The 16,479-nt window shown below is 36.3% G+C and carries 13 protein-coding genes; all 13 read left to right on the top strand.

What is annotated here, in order from left to right; all coding sequences use genetic code 11:
• Positions 1-267 precede the first annotated feature (267 nt).
• Positions 268-4,554 (top strand): PolC-type DNA polymerase III, encoded by a 4,287-nt coding sequence (locus KQI76_RS10690; RefSeq protein ID WP_216400290.1) that lies wholly within the window; start codon positions 268-270, stop codon positions 4,552-4,554.
• Positions 4,555-5,111: 557 nt separating this feature from the next.
• Positions 5,112-5,588, top strand: coding sequence for a ribosome maturation factor RimP (gene rimP / locus KQI76_RS10685; RefSeq protein ID WP_216400289.1), 477 nt, complete (start codon positions 5,112-5,114; stop codon positions 5,586-5,588).
• 13 nt (positions 5,589-5,601) lie between these two features.
• Complete coding sequence (gene nusA, locus KQI76_RS10680; protein WP_216400288.1) at positions 5,602-6,717, top strand: transcription termination factor NusA; 1,116 nt, start codon at positions 5,602-5,604, stop codon at positions 6,715-6,717.
• Between the two features lie 14 nt (positions 6,718-6,731).
• The gene (gene rnpM, locus KQI76_RS10675) at positions 6,732-7,013 is read left to right on the top strand and encodes an RNase P modulator RnpM (RefSeq protein WP_216400287.1); all 282 of its coding nucleotides are present in this window, start codon (positions 6,732-6,734) and stop codon (positions 7,011-7,013) included.
• Positions 7,006-7,311, top strand: a complete 306-nt coding sequence (locus tag KQI76_RS10670; protein ID WP_253288911.1) for a YlxQ family RNA-binding protein — start codon at positions 7,006-7,008, stop codon at positions 7,309-7,311. The genes rnpM and KQI76_RS10670 overlap by 8 nt, the downstream gene beginning before the upstream one ends.
• Before the next feature lie 20 nt (positions 7,312-7,331).
• Positions 7,332-9,368 (top strand): translation initiation factor IF-2, encoded by a 2,037-nt coding sequence (infB, locus tag KQI76_RS10665; protein ID WP_216400285.1) that lies wholly within the window; start codon positions 7,332-7,334, stop codon positions 9,366-9,368.
• Complete coding sequence (locus KQI76_RS10660; protein ID WP_216400284.1) at positions 9,365-9,646, top strand: DUF503 domain-containing protein; 282 nt, start codon at positions 9,365-9,367, stop codon at positions 9,644-9,646. The genes infB and KQI76_RS10660 overlap by 4 nt, the downstream gene beginning before the upstream one ends.
• Positions 9,647-9,677: 31 nt before the next feature.
• Positions 9,678-10,028 (top strand): 30S ribosome-binding factor RbfA, encoded by a 351-nt coding sequence (gene rbfA / locus KQI76_RS10655; protein ID WP_216400283.1) that lies wholly within the window; start codon positions 9,678-9,680, stop codon positions 10,026-10,028.
• Positions 10,029-10,559: 531 nt separating this feature from the next.
• A complete protein-coding gene (gene truB, locus KQI76_RS10650; RefSeq protein WP_216400282.1) occupies positions 10,560-11,480 on the top strand; it encodes a tRNA pseudouridine(55) synthase TruB in 921 nt (306 codons plus the stop codon).
• Between the two features lie 421 nt (positions 11,481-11,901).
• Positions 11,902-12,840: a riboflavin biosynthesis protein RibF gene (ribF, locus tag KQI76_RS10645; RefSeq protein WP_216400281.1), complete on the top strand. Its 939-nt coding sequence runs from the start codon at positions 11,902-11,904 to the stop codon at positions 12,838-12,840.
• Positions 12,841-12,978: 138 nt separating this feature from the next.
• The gene (rpsO, locus tag KQI76_RS10640; RefSeq protein ID WP_216400280.1) at positions 12,979-13,248 is read left to right on the top strand and encodes a 30S ribosomal protein S15; all 270 of its coding nucleotides are present in this window, start codon (positions 12,979-12,981) and stop codon (positions 13,246-13,248) included.
• 274 nt (positions 13,249-13,522) lie between these two features.
• Complete coding sequence (pnp, locus tag KQI76_RS10635; RefSeq protein WP_216400279.1) at positions 13,523-15,637, top strand: polyribonucleotide nucleotidyltransferase; 2,115 nt, start codon at positions 13,523-13,525, stop codon at positions 15,635-15,637.
• Positions 15,638-15,892: 255 nt separating this feature from the next.
• The gene (locus KQI76_RS10630) at positions 15,893-16,132 is read left to right on the top strand and encodes a YlmC/YmxH family sporulation protein (protein WP_216400278.1); all 240 of its coding nucleotides are present in this window, start codon (positions 15,893-15,895) and stop codon (positions 16,130-16,132) included.
• Positions 16,133-16,479: the final 347 nt, after the last annotated feature.

Raw genomic sequence — 16,479 nt, 5'->3', positions numbered from 1 at the left:
TATCAAAAATGAGGGATTACGCTTATTAGCATAGAAACAAAAACTCTTGGAACAAGAGGGTTAGCTCGGTCAGTTTTCGTTGGCTAGTAAAAGCAGCGATAAGTCGAGAAGCCCCCACTTCAATTAGACCGCAAGGTCAATAAGTGGTGGGTAGTTCACTCAGTTACTAACCCTTGTCACTTTTTTCAGACAAGGGTTTAACCATTATTATTAAATAAATGTAGTGGTTCTCTACTTTAGAAAATAATGTGGTTCAGGAGGAAGAAAATGAGTTTATCCAGTCAGGAAAAAATGAATGTTTTGTTAGAACAAATTAAAATAGATAAAAACGATCAGCAAAGTTATTTCCAACAGGCGCAATTGCAGAAGTTAGAAGTATTTAAACAAGAACAGCGTTGGCATTTTCATTTTAAAATGGCGAAAGTATTGCCGATTCAAATGTTTCGATTATTTCGCTTAAAGCTACAGGAAGCATTTTCTTTAGTTGCTACTGTGGATTTTAGTATTGTTTATGATGATCAGAAAATCGATGGCCAAGAAATGTGTAATTACTGGCATGATTTTATTGAATCACGCCCTAACTTATTTCCTGCTTATGCCGATTTGTTAAAAAACAATCCGCCACAAGTTGATGGTCAGAAATTAATGATTAAGGTAAGAAATGACACAGAGGCAACAGTGATAAAGAATCGGATTACACCAGCCTATAAACAATATTGTCAAAAAAATGGTCTACCACATTGGCAACTTGAATTTATTGCAGAAGCAATTGAAGATAGTTTGGTTAAATTTAACGAACAAAAGGCTTTAGAAGATAAGTTACTTGTCAAGCAAGCGATGGAAGATAAGAAGACAAACCAGAAAGAGAAACAGCCTAAAAATGAACCGATTATGATTGGTTATTCAATTAAAGAGCCTGCAATCCCTATGAAGGATATTTTTGAGGAAGAACGGCGGGTTATTCTACAGGGGTATATCTTTGATGTTGACATTAGAGAATTACGATCAGGACGTCACTTATTGATCGTTAAAATGACTGACTATACAGACTCTTTCACGTTAAAAATGTTTTCGCGAACTGACCAAGATCAAGAGAAATTTAAACAAATTAAAAAGGGTATTTGGGTAAAGGTTCGTGGAAGTATTCAAACAGATAACTATACGAATGAATTAATGATGATGCTCAATGATTTAAATGAGATTAAATACGAGATGAAAAAGGATTTAGCAAAAGAAGGAGAGAAACGGGTTGAATTACATAGTCATACAATGATGAGTCAAATGGACGCAGTTGTTTCAGCTTCTAACCTCGTTGAACGGGCAGCAAGATGGGGTCATTCAGCCGTTGCAATTACGGATCACGCAGTAGTACAGGGTTATCCAGAGGCACATGCTGCCAGCTTAAAGCATGGGATCAAAATGATTTATGGTGTAGAGATCAACTTAGTTGATGACGGAGTCCCCATTGCTTACAACGAAGCTAATATCTCGCTTCAAGATGCTACATATGTCGTATTTGATGTTGAAACTACAGGGCTTTCAGCTGTATATGATTCGATTATTGAATTAGCGGCAGTAAAATTTAAGAACGGTGAGATTATAGATAAGTTTGAGCGATTTGCGAATCCACATAAACAGTTGACACAGACGATCATTGATTTGACTGGAATTACTGATGATATGTTAAGGGATGCTCCAGAGATTGAACAAGTTTTAACGGAGTTTCGCGATTGGATGGGCGATGATATATTAGTCGCTCATAATGCAAGTTTTGATATGGGGTTTATTAATCAAGGTTTTGATAAAATCGGATTACCAAAAGCTAAAAACCCTGTTATTGACACATTGGAACTTGCACGATTTATTTTGCCACAACTCAAAAGCCATCGTTTAAATATACTTTGTAAGTACTATGGTATTGAATTAACACAACATCACCGAGCGATTTATGATACTGAAGCGACTGCTTATCTATTATGGAAGTTGATTAAAGAAGCTGAGGAAAAAGACATTACAAACCATAATCAATTTAATGAGTATATGGGTCAAGGCAATGCATACCAAAGAGCAAGACCCTATCATGCAATATTACTTGCCCAAAACGAAATCGGCCTAAAAAATATATTTAAATTGGTATCGATGGCTCATGTTGATTACTTCTATCGGGTTCCGCGCATTCCAAGATCTAAACTTATAGCCCATCGGGAAGGAATATTAATTGGTTCTGCTTGTGATAAAGGTGAAGTTTTCGAAACGATGATGCAGAAATCAGCGGAAGAAACTGAAAAGGTGGCGGAATTTTACGATTATATTGAAGTACAGCCACCAGAAAACTATTATCCGTTAATTGATCGAGAACTTGTCCAAAATGAGGCGCAAATCTATGATATTATTCGTAACTTAGTTGATTTGGCAGACCGGTTGAATAAAAGATGTGTCGCCACTGGTAATGTTCATTATTTGGATAAAGAAGATAAAATTTATCGCAAGATTTTGGTGAAATCCCAGAGCGGTAATCCGTTGAGTCGTCAAACTCTACCAGATGTTCCTTTTCGAACAACTGATGAAATGCTAGCTTGTTTCAGCTTTTTAGGAGAAGAAAAAGCACGTGAAATTGTAGTTGATCAGACGCAAGCCATTTCAAATCAAATTGATAATATTAGTCCAATTAAAGAGGATCTTTACGCACCGAATATTGAGGGAGCAGACAAAGAAATACGGGAAATGAGTTATGCCTATGCCCATCAATTATATGGTGATGAATTACCGGAGATTGTGGTTAATCGTATGGAGAAGGAACTCAAAAGTATAATTGGTCATGGATTTGCCGTTATTTATTTAATTTCACATAAATTAGTAAAGAAATCACTTGATGATGGTTATTTAGTTGGTTCTCGGGGATCGGTAGGTTCTTCGCTGATCGCCACTTTTACTGATATTACTGAAGTTAACCCTTTACCACCGCATTATCTCTGTCCAAAATGTTGCCACCATGAATTCTTTTTAGATGGTAAATATGCGAGTGGTTATGATTTGCCGGATAAAAACTGTCCTGAGTGCGGAACCTTATACCGAAAAGAAGGGCAAGATATTCCATTTGAAACATTCTTAGGTTTTAAAGGGGATAAGGTACCGGATATTGATCTTAACTTCTCTGGGACATATCAACCAGTTGCACACAATTATACAAAAGTGCTATTTGGTGAGGATAAAGTTTTTCGGGCTGGTACAATTGGTACCGTAGCAGAGAAAACAGCATATGGCTATGTTAAAGGTTATGCAAGTGATCATCAATTGCATATCAAAAATACTGAAGTCGACCGTTTAGTCAAAGGATGTACAGGAGTAAAAAGAACAACAGGACAGCATCCAGGTGGGATTATTGTTGTTCCTGAAAATATGGATATATACGATTTTACACCGATACAGTATCCTGCTGATGATAAAAATTCAGATTGGTTAACGACTCACTTTGATTTCCACTCAATTGATGCAAACCTACTGAAACTTGATATTCTAGGACACGATGATCCAACAATGATTCGAATGCTACAAGATTTAAGTGGTATTGATCCGAAGACTATTCCAGTAGACGATCAAGATGTAATGAAAATATTCTCTTCACCAGAAGTTTTAGGCGTTAAACCAGAACAAATTATGTGTAATACTGGAACATTAGGTGTACCCGAATTTGGGACTCGATTTGTTCGACAAATGCTAGAGGATACCCATCCAAAGACTTTTGGTGAGCTTGTTATTATTTCTGGATTATCTCATGGGACTGATGTTTGGTTAGGAAATGCTCAGGAACTGATCAATCAGGGGATTTGTAAATTACCAGATGTAATTGGTTGTCGGGATGATATAATGGTTTATTTAATGCACAAAGGTTTAGAGGCATCATTAGCCTTCCGAATTATGGAATCTGTTCGAAAGGGAAAAGGACTCCAAGATGAATGGGTCATTGAAATGAAGAAGCATGATGTTCCTGATTGGTATATTGATTCATGTCGGAAGATAAAATATATGTTCCCGAAAGCCCATGCTTCCGCTTACGTTCTAATGGCAATTCGTATTGCCTATTTTAAGGTCCATCATCCAATTCTTTTCTATGCTGCTTATTTTACTGTTCGTGCTAGTGACTTTGAGTTAGATACTATGATTAAAGGTTCAAATGCGATTCGTAAACGAGTGGAAGAGATCTATGCAAAAGGAAATGATGCCTCACCAAAGGAAAAGAGTTTAGTCGTTGTCTTAGAAATTGCATTAGAAATGAATGAACGTGGCTTCTCTTTTGGCAAAGTTGATCTCTACCAATCGAGTGCAACTGATTTTCTAGTTGAAGGTGACAAACTTATTCCACCATTTAATGCGATTGATGGATTAGGTACCAATGCGGCCCTTAATATTGTAAAGGCAAGAGAAGAAGGAGAATTCTTATCTAAAGAGGATTTAAGGGAAAGAAGTCGTATTTCTAAAACCGTACTTGAGTATTTAGATAATCATGGTTGCTTAACAGGGATGGAAGAGAAAAATCAATTATCCTTGTTTTAAGATGGCTCAATATTTCCTTTGACACGGGATAAGATGAGATGTTGCATTTGTAAAGTATGACTTGATTTTCCAAAATATCTGTGCTATAATTCACTTAGTTTAGGTGGGTGCGAAGCATGGAGAGTGGGTTGACCCACTCTTTCTTATCATTATGGTTTTTATGGTGGAATCCCTTGTCACATTGACAAGGGATTTATCATTGCTTATGAATAAAATGATGATAGGATTTCTTCATATTAGTAGGACCCTAATCTCTAAACAACCTATAATCAACCAATTGACCTTATGCTGATTGTTATCCAGACCTATCAATCGAGTCTTTCTTATATTCTTGAAAGGATTGTCACAGGGTCAGTTAAGGCAAAAACATAAAAAATGACTATAACTGTAAAAGATTTAGAAAGGTATTTTTACTAATTATTAATGAAATGAAGATTGAGTGTGTAAACTAATAAAAATTAGCGTATGATCAAAAACTTATTTTATATCTATATGGTAAAGTAACGACCATTAAAGAAATCACTTGATGAAGACACGATACCAAAGGAGGTAGTTCCATGAGCCAACGCGTTACAGAACGTACAGAAGAATTAGTTAAACCGCTTTTAATTGAAATGAATTTGGAATTGGTTGATATTGAATTTGTCAAAGAAGGTAAGGAGTGGTTCTTACGTGTTTTCATTGACAAACCGGGTGGTGTAGATATCGAGGAATGCGGTCGCCTATCAGAACGATTAAGTGAACAGTTGGATAAAATTGACCCGATAAAAACACCATATTATCTCGAAGTATCATCACCAGGTGCTGAACGCCCATTAAAGAAACGAGAGGACCTGCGTAAGCATATCGGTGATAACATTCATGTTACATTATATGAACATATTGATGGGGCTAAAAGCTATGAAGGAATTTTAACTGCCTTTGACGAAACAGATAAGGTAATAATTGAATTTAATGATAAGGGACGATCAAAAAAAATAGAGATTCCTTATGTGAAAATTGCCAAAGCTCGATTGGCAGTATCGTTTAATTAGAGGAGGAGAACAAGTGAGCAAAGATCTTTTTAATGCCATTCATCATTTAAGCGAAGAAAAAGGTATTGATAAAGATGTATTAATTGAAGCGCTCGAAGCAGCTTTAATTTCAGCCTATAAAAAGAATTTTAAATCTGCAACGAATGTTAGAGTGGATTTAAATGAAGAAAGTGGCACAATGAAAGTTTATGCAAGAAAAGAGATTGTAGAAGAGGTTGAAGATCACAATCAACAACTTGGATTGGATGAAGCAATTGAAATTAATCCTAATTATCAAGTAGGCGATGTTCTAGAAATTGAAGTAACACCTAAAGATTTTGGGCGAATTGCTGCTCAAGCAGCAAAACAAGTTGTAACACAAAGAGTTCGCGAGGCAGAACGCGGTGTTATTTATAGTGAATATATTGACCGTGAAGGTGATATCATGAATGGTATCATTCAGCGTGTTGATTCCCGTTTTGTTTACATTGATTTAGGGAAGATTGAAGCAAAGCTAGCCAAGGCGGAACAAATGCCAAATGAAGATTACCAAGTACATGACCGAATTAAAGTATTTGTAAGTAAGGTTGAAAATACGAATAAGGGACCCCAAATATTTGTTTCTAGAACCGAACCTGGTTTATTAAAAAGACTATTTGAAACAGAGGTACCTGAGATTTATGATGGAACGGTAGAGATTCGTTCGGTAGCAAGAGAAGCTGGCGACAGATCAAAAATATCTGTTTATGCTGAAAATGAAGAAATTGATCCGGTAGGCTCATGTGTTGGACCAAAAGGCCAAAGAGTTCAAATGGTTGTAGATGAATTAAAAGGGGAGAAAATTGATATTGTAGAATATTCAGATGATCCTGTTGTCTATGTATCAAATGCCTTAAGCCCTTCAAAAGTAAGTAAGGTTATTGTTGATGAGGAACAAAAAGCAACAACTGTCATTGTACCGGATAATCAACTTTCATTAGCTATTGGAAAACGCGGGCAAAACGCACGTTTAGCAGCTAAATTAACCAGCTGGAAAATAGATATTAAAAATGAAACAGAGGCTAAAGAGTTAGGAATTTTCAACGATGAAGATTTAACTGAACCAGACGATCAACCCCTTTTTAATGAAAATGAAGATCTATTTGATTAAGGAGGATTGTGACAATGCCTAAAAAAGTCAAGAAAGTTCCACTTCGTAAATGTATAATTACAAATGATATGAAGCCGAAGCAATCATTAATTCGTATTGTTAGAACAAAAGAAGGAGACGTTTTCGTCGATCCGTCAGGAAAGAAGAACGGTCGCGGGGCTTATGTATCAATTGATCAAAAAGTTGTTGAACAAGCTAAAAAGAGTCAAGCGATTGAACGTCATTTTCAAGTGAGTCACATTGAACATGTGTATCAAGATTTATTAAAAGTTATAAATGGTGAAAGCATTGAGTAAAGAGCAAAAGTACTTAAATATGATTGGATTAGCAACACGTGCTCAAAAGATCTCAGTTGGTGAAGATCAAATTTTGAAAGACATTAATCGTGGACATGCAAAGCTTCTTTTGATTGCAAATGATATTGGTTTTCAAACCCATAAAAGGCTTACTGATAAATGTCATTTTTATCATGTGCCGTATCGGATCGTTACAGATAGAGAAAACCTGTCTTATGCAATAGGTAAATCTGGAAGAGTTGCTGTGGCCATTACGGACGAAGGCTTTGCTAAGAAAATTTGCTCATTGCTCGACTAAAATATCTCGGGGGTGGCTGTATGGCTAGAGTAAGAGTATATGAATATGCCAAAAGCAAGAATGTATCAAGTAAGGAAATAATTGAGAAACTAGCAGACTTAAATATCGAAGTTTCTAATCACATGTCGACTATTTCTCAAAAAGAAGTATCTAAACTAGATGAAATTTATCAAAAAAATACTGCTACAACAGAAAAAAAGCCAGCAAAGAAACCACAACAAAATGTCAATAAAGAACAGAATAAGAAACAAGAAACAAACAAACAAGCACCAAAACAGGTAGCAGAATCAAAAAAAGATTCAAAAAATCAAGTGATTAAGTATTCTGGAACGCTAACAGTAGGAGAATTAGCTGAAAAATTAGGTAAAGATACAAGCGAAATTATTAAGAAGTTGATGCTATTAGGTGTGATGGCAACAAAAAACCAAGACCTTGATGATGACTCGATAGAACTTATCAGCTCAGACTATGGACTAACAGTCGAAAAGGAAGTTGAAATTGAAAAAACGGATCTAACTCAATACATTGAAGAGGATTCTGAAGATCAGTTAACAGAACGCCCAGCGGTTGTTACGATTATGGGACACGTTGATCACGGGAAAACAACTTTATTAGATTCTATCCGTCAGACTAAGGTTACAGCGGGAGAAGCCGGTGGGATCACACAGCATATCGGTGCCTATCAAATTCGTGCTAATGATAAAAAGATTACCTTTTTAGATACACCTGGTCACGCTGCCTTTACAAGCATGCGTTCACGTGGAGCGCAAATAACGGATATTGCCATCTTAGTTGTTGCAGCAGACGATGGAGTCATGCCACAAACTGTAGAGGCTATCAACCACGCAAAGGCGGCAGAAGTTCCAATTATTGTAGCTGTTAATAAAATTGATAAAGAAACAGCAAACCCAGATCGGGTCATGCAAGAATTAACGGAATATGAACTTGTTTCTGAAGACTGGGGTGGTGACACGATCTTTGTTCCTATTTCCGCTCTTCAAGGCCAAGGAATCGATGATTTGTTAGAAATGATTTTACTTGTTGCAGAGGTTGAAGAATTAAAAGCGAACCCTGCCAAACGTGCATCTGGAACAGTTATTGAAGCGGAGTTAGATAAAGGACGAGGTTCTGTTGCATCATTACTTGTTCAAAGCGGGACACTAAGAGTAGGGGATCCAATCGTCGTTGGAAATACTTTTGGTCGCGTCCGTGCGATGGTGAATGATCTCGGTCGTCGAGTTAAAAAAGCAGGTCCATCCACTCCAGTGGAAATTACTGGACTGAGTGATGTACCTCAAGCAGGAGACCAATTCGTTGTTTTTGAAGATGAAAAAACAGCTCGTCAAATTGGAGAACTTCGTGCGCAAAAACAATTAGAAGAACGTAGAGGTAGTCAATCTAAAGTTAGCCTTGAAGATTTATTTGAACAAATTAAGCAAGGTGAGATTAAAGATATTAATATCATCTTAAAGGCAGATGTCCAAGGATCAGCTGAGGCACTTGCTTCATCATTGCAAAAAATAGATGTTGAAGGTGTTAAAGTTAACATTATTCATACAGGTGTAGGTGCTATAACGGAATCAGATATTATTTTAGCCAGCGCTTCAAATGCAATTGTCATTGGTTTTAATGTTAGACCAGATAATAATGCTAAGAAATCAGCTGAAGCAGAAAATGTCGATGTACGTCTGCACCGCATTATTTATAAAGCAATCGAAGAAATTGAAGCGGCAATGAAAGGTATGCTTGATCCAGAATTTGAGGAAAAAGTAATTGGTCAAGCAGAAGTTCGTGAAACATTTAAAGTTTCAAAAATTGGAACGATCGCCGGTAGCTATGTAACAGACGGAAAGATTACTCGTGATTCAAGTGTTCGGGTGATCCGAGATGGAGTTGTTATATTTGAAGGTGAGATCGACTCACTAAAACGATTTAAAGATGATGTCAAAGAAGTTAGTCAAAACTATGAATGTGGGATTACCTTACAAAACTTTCATGATATCAAAGTAGGCGATGTCTTCGAGTGCTTTGTAATGGAAGAAATTGAACGTAAATGATTTTGTATGTTGAGCTAGATTGTTTTATTTATGAAGCACAGTCTTTAAAAGACAAGCGTGCTGTTGTAAAAAGGGTAATTACCCGGTTGCAAAATAGCTATAACATTACAATTAGTGAACTTGACTATCAAGACCTTTGGCAACGAACCCGATTAGGGATTGCAACAATTTCACCAGATCGAAAGCGGGCGGAACAAGTGATCGATTCTTGTTTAGCCAAAGTAGACTCTTTTACTGAAATAGAGTATACAAGTATAGAACGACAGTGGTATGGATAATTTAATCATACGGAATTTGAGGTGAAAGCTAATGAGTCAGATGCGTGCAAATCGAGTCTCAGAAGAGATTAAGAAAGTAATTGGTGATATTATTACACGTAAATTAAAAGACCCTAGAGTTGGATTTGTGACGATTACTGATGTGGAAGTGACCGGTGATTTACAACAGGCTAAGATTTTTCTTACCGTTTTAGGGGATCAACAAGAAGAGGAAGAAACCCTAGCGGGGCTAGAAAAGGCAAAGGGCTTTATTCGATCAGAAATCGGTAAACATATTCGATTACGGAAAACACCAGAAATTTTATTTGAGATTGATCAATCGATTGAAACGGGAAATCGAATTGAACGCCTAATCCATGATCTAAACCAAGAGCAAGAATAACAGTGGGAATTTGTTATTCAAGACGAATAATCCGAACTGATTTTTATAAATCGTTCGGATTATTCTATGTGTACGTATCATGTGGGAAACCGATAGAGTGAGGGTCCCGATGGCAATTCCCGTGGGATAGCCAAGAGCCCAGAAATTTACGTATACATTAAATATTTTTGTGGTATCAAACTTAATTGAACCACCGTATAGGGAAGCTAACCTATCATAAGATCTATATTTTAAAAATTGAAAAGAAAACTAAGAATTGTAAGTGAGAGATCAACCAACAGTAAGGGCTTGATTGGTTCAAGGTCTTTTAGATCATATCCTTGTAGCAGAACAAACGTTCCTGATGGGACGAGTAACCGCAGTCCCAGTCAGTGAGGGGGAGGGGGAGGCAGACTAAACCCGGCAGATCCTATGGCAAGGTCTGCATGACCTAGGCCTTGTAGATCCCCCATTGGTTGAAGTTTCACTTTATTTAAACTCTTTGTTATAAGATGAAGTTACTCAGTGATTAATATTTTGGAGGCAATAATTATGAATGGTATTGTACCTTTATGGAAACCAAGAGGAATGACTTCACATGATTGTGTGATGAAAATGCGTCGAATCTTTGCTACTAAAAAAGTAGGACATACAGGAACACTTGATCCAGAAGTTGAAGGTGTGCTTCCAATTTGTATTGGTGAAGCAACAAAGATTGTTCCCTATTTGACAGACACACGAAAAACTTATCGAGCAGAAATTACTTTAGGAATCGCCACAGATACTGAAGACCAAACAGGTACTATTATTGAATCAGCACCTGTAACAATAGGTCTAACTGAAAGCAAAATTAAAGAAGTATTAAATCAATTTAAAGGTGAAATAGATCAAGTAACGCCTCTATACTCGGCAGTAAAGGTAAATGGGAAAAAATTATATGAATATGCACGATTAAATCAACAGGTTGAGCGTCCGATCCGACAAGTTATGATTCACTCAATTGATTACCTAACGGGAACCTTGGTTTATTCAAATCAAATCGCTAAATTCAGTTTCGATACAACTGTGTCTAAAGGGACTTATATTCGTACCTTAGCAGTTGATATTGGAAAAGCATTGGGTTATCCAGCTCATATGTCAAATTTGATTCGAACAGCCACAGCTGATTTCAATCAAGATAATGCGATTACTTTTACTCAATTGGAATTATTAAAGGAAAAAGATCAATTGGAAACTATATTAGCACCAATTGAAGCGGGCCTAACACACTTGCCAAGTTATCAAGTTAATCAAGAATTGGCAAAAAAAATAGTCCACGGACAAAAACTAGTCAGACCAGATAACTGGCAGGATAATCAACCCTATCGATTAGAATATAAGCAACAAACCCTGGCGATTTACCAAGTACATTCGGAAAACCAAGATCAAATTAAACCTTTGCGTGTCTTTAACATAATGGACAATCGGATATGAACACCTACATAAAAGGTAGCCCCCCATTTAAATTGAAAAGAGTAGAAAAGACTAAATATGAATGATGGGATGCTATCTATTTATTGTTTTTCCATTTTGTCCAATATAACCTGGTTTCTTTAACTAACTGTTCTTATCCAGATAATATGCTTTATAGGATAAGGACATTGGCATGCTCTATATCTAGATATTACTTGATAAATGATCCATTGCCTTCGCTATCATTAGGTAGACATCTATGACCATGTTTAAAAAGATAAATTAGTCATGGTTAGCTTATTGTTTATTTAACAGTTGATTTGAAAGGTCGAATAATATTTTAAAAGAATGAAGATCTACTTTATTTCAGTAACTCATCAAAAGTGTTATGATTAAAGGAGAATTGAATAATTTAGTCGAGAAAGTAATAAGGAGTAAGCGTATGAAAATAGTAGAATTAACTTATCCCCATCATTACAATCCTGAAATAGATGATCAATCTGTATGTGCGATTGGTTTTTTTGACGGTATCCATAAGGGGCACCAACGTGTGTTACAAACAGCTAAAAAAACAGCGGAAGATTTGAATGAAAAATTAGCGGTCATGACCTTTACACCGCATCCCTTAGAAGTTTTAAAGAAAAATCAAACACACGTTACTTATTTAACACAACTTGAACAGAAAAAAGCGATATTAAGTGATCTTGGAGTTGATTTGTTATATTTAATTCATTTTGATTTAACTGTCGCACAATTAGAACCACAAATGTTCATTGATTATTATATTGTTAATTTAAAGATAAACCACCTTGTTTGTGGCTTTGACTTTACATATGGTCATCGGGGTGCAGGCAATGTACATACATTGCCTAATCATGCTAATAAACGGTTTGATATCACTATTGTAGAGAAATATAGTGAAGATAATCAGAAGGTAAGCTCAACGAGAATCCGGCAATTATTGGCGGAGGGCAAAGTAGATCGAGCTAAAAACCTTTTAACCAGACCATTAATGACAAGGGGAACAGTCATTCATGGCCACAAACGTGGACGCGAAATTGGTTATCCAACAGCTAACTTAGCCATAGACCCTACTCAAGCCTTACCTGGACTTGGCGTTTATTATGTAACGGTCGATATTGATGGAGAAATCAAACATGGGATGGCTAGTTTGGGATATAATCCAACATTTGATGATTCATCTGATCATCAATTAATTAAGTTTGAAATTCATCTTCTTGACTTCAATGAAGATATTTATGGGAAGCAGATCTCAGTTTATTGGCAAAAATTTATTAGACCTGAGTATAAATTTGAAAGTGTTGAAGGACTAATTGATCAATTAAAACAGGATGAAGTAGAAATTCGTCAACTATTTTAGTGAAATCCTCAAGAGTACTTGCATTTTTATCAAAAAAGCGTTAATCTTAATAACGGAAACCTTCCACTTGGCAAGTCGAATCTCCAACGCTTGCTAGGGGATAGGTGTTTGGTTAAATATTTTTAGGAGGTAAAACAGATGGCAATTTCACAAGAACGTAAAAATGAAATTATTAATGAGTTTAAAGTTCATGAAAATGATACTGGATCTGCAGAGGTTCAAATCGCTATCCTAACTGAAGAAATCACGAACTTAAATGAACACCTACGTGTTCATAAAAAAGATCATCACTCACGTCGTGGTTTGTTAAAAATGGTTGGGAAACGCCGTAACTTATTAAACTATTTACGTGAAAAAGATGTAGCAAGTTATCGTCAATTAATTGAAAAGCTTGGCTTACGTCGATAATGATCGTTAAAGCGGGAGTATTCCCGCTTTTTCTGTATGTTTATTTTAATGGGAAAAGAGTAGAATAAAAGTACTGTAAAACCTTGCGCTCGATTCTGATCAAAGTGCAGTCTTAATTAGACCGCATTTTGATCAGGATGGAGCACGATTATTAGAAGTGTGAAGGTTATTACAGAATAAAACTTAAGTAAGTCTCTTTCATTCCCATTAATCAGGATAGACCTTAGGTGTCATGATTAAATGAAGGTTAGAAAGAAAGGGGTAATTGTGCAATATGTCAAATAAACAAGTGTTTAAAACTGAAATTGCAGGAACACCATTTGTTGTTGAAGTTGGGGAATTAGCAAAACAGGCTAATGGTTCTTGTATGGTTCATTATGGTGACACATCAATTTTGGCAACAGCTACGGGGTCAAAAGAGCCTAAAGACTTGCCGTTTTTTCCATTGACTGTTAATTACGAAGAAAAACTTTATGCTGTGGGTAAGATACCTGGTGGATTTATTAAACGTGAAGGTCGACCAAGTGAAAAGGCAATTCTTATGTCACGATTAATTGATCGTCCGATTCGGCCCTTATTTCCTGAAGGATTCCGGAATGATGTTCAAGTAATTAGTATGGTTATGAGTGTTGATCAAAATGCTCCATCAGAAATTGCGGCAATGATCGGATCATCCATTGCTCTTGGCATTTCAGATATTCCATTTGACGGACCAATTGCTGGTGTTAATATCGGTCGAGTGGATGGTGAATTTATCATTAATCCAACAGTTGAACAACGTGAATTGAGTGATATCGATTTGACAGTTGCGGGGACAAAAGACGCTATTAACATGGTTGAAGCTGGCGCCAATGAAGTGACTGAGGATGTAATGCTAGAAGCAATTATGTTTGGTCACGATGAGATTAAACGTTTAGTTGCCTTCCAAGAAGAGATCTATCAAGCAGTGGGTAAAGAAAAGATGGCAGTTACCTTGTTTAACTTAGATGAGGAATTGATTGCTGAATTAGAAGTTAAGGCAAAAGAACCTTTAATTACTGCAATTCAAGTCACTGAGAAACATGCTCGTGAGGATGCAATCGAAACCGTTAAAAAGGATATTGTTGAACAGTATGAAGCAATGGATGCTGATGAAGAAACAATTGTTCAAGTAAAAGAAATTTTAGAGCAGATGGTAAAAGATGAGGTTCGTCGTTTAATTTCAGTAGAAAAGATTCGCCCAGATGGTAGAACGCCTGATGAAATTCGGCCTTTATCTTCAAGAGTAAGTCTATTACCAAGAACCCATGGATCTGGCTTGTTTACGCGTGGACAAACTCAAGCTTTAAGCGTATGTACATTAGGAGCTCTAGGTGATGTTCAAATTTTAGATGGATTAGACTTGGAAGAGTCAAAACGATTTATGCATCATTATAATTTCCCTTCCTTTAGTGTTGGGGAAACGGGACCGATACGTGGACCAGGACGCCGCGAAATTGGACATGGTGCACTTGGTGAACGGGCCTTGGAAAAGGTGGTCCCATCTGAACAAGATTTTCCATATACAATTCGTTTGGTTTCTGAAGTATTAGAATCGAATGGCTCATCATCGCAAGCAAGTATTTGTGCCTCAACTTTAGCAATGATGGATGCTGGTGTTCCTATTAAAGCTCCAGTAGCCGGTATTGCAATGGGACTAGTTAAGCAAGGTGATGACTATACCGTTCTAAGTGATATTCAAGGAATGGAAGATTTTCTAGGTGATATGGACTTTAAAGTAGCAGGTACTGAATACGGGATAACAGCATTACAAATGGATATTAAAATTGACGGTCTTTCCCGTGAAATTCTTGAAGAAGCGTTACAACAGGCCCGTATTGGTCGGATGCATATTCTAAATCATATGACTAGTATCATCGCAGAGCCAAATAAAGAGTTGTCTGATTATGCTCCGAAGATATTAACAATGACAATTAATCCAGATAAAATCCGTGATGTTATCGGACCAAGTGGTAAGCAAATTAATCAAATTATTGATGAAACAGGTGTAAAAATCGATATTGAGCAAGATGGAAGTGTCTTTATATCATCGACTGATCAAGAGATGAATGAAAAAGCGAAGCAAATTATCGAAGACATTGTTCGTGAAGTACAGGCTGGGGAAATGTATCTAGCCACAGTTAAGCGAATTGAGAAATTTGGTGCGTTTGCAGAGCTGTTCAAAGGTAAAGAAGGCTTAATTCATATTTCTGAATTAGCAATCGAACGGACGAATAAAGTTGAAGATGTTGTTAAAATTGGAGATCAAATTTTAGTTAAAGTTAAGGAAATTGATCGTCAAGGAAGAATCAACCTCTCTAGAAAAGCAGTATTATTAGAAGAACAGGCAAAGAAAAAAGAAAATAAATGATTACTTGTATTAAGAAGTGGCTGGGACATAACTAACCAAAAAAATGGTTTCAAGCATTAAAATTTGCTTGAAACCATTTTTTGCTGGATTTTTCTTTTCTTCTATTATTGGATTGTTGCTTCTGGCAATAAATTTCCTCAGGTTCACCGCCATCAACGCAAATCCCAATTCCTTTTTCACTTTAGCTGAGTTTTGTCCAAGCCTCTACTTTTTTATGCCTTTTCATCATAGGATTTAGTGAGGAGGAGGTTAATCATGAGATATCAGGAATTAAGTAGTAAGGAAATTGTTAATTTAGAAGACGGTAAGCGTCTTGGATTATTGGGCCAAACCGATCTAGAATTAGACCCCAAAACAGGTAAGATAAAAGCTTTTATAATACCCAATTATGGTTTATTCGGTCTCAAACGGGATCAAAGTCAAGTTAAAATCGATTGGGATCAAATTGAAAAGGTAGGAAAGGATACGATTATTATCAAGAAAACAGGGAATTAGTAGTTAGTTAATTAGGAAATAAGGTTTATCCGATTTGCGAATAATAAGGAGGATTTAATTGTCGTAAAGACTCTTTATAATGCGGTGTTGCAATTATAAGATAACTTAACTATGAAAATTCAATTTAATTGTGAATTAACTGATTGTATGTCCCTCCAAGTGGAAAGTTATTTTAACTGATCTCTTATAACAATGAATAATGAAAAAATAATCCACCTATAGAATAAATGATATGCTCCCAATATAGTAGACAGAGAAATAATAAAAATTCTCAACTATTATAAAGGGGGCATTTTCTATGTCCAAAAGAATGAGTAAACATACGTTAAATGAAAGAATTGAAGCGG

Source organism: Amphibacillus sp. MSJ-3 (assembly GCF_018919165.1).
Lineage (GTDB): Bacteria > Bacillota > Bacilli > Bacillales > Amphibacillaceae > Amphibacillus.
This window is presented reverse-complemented; position numbering and strand designations above follow the sequence as displayed.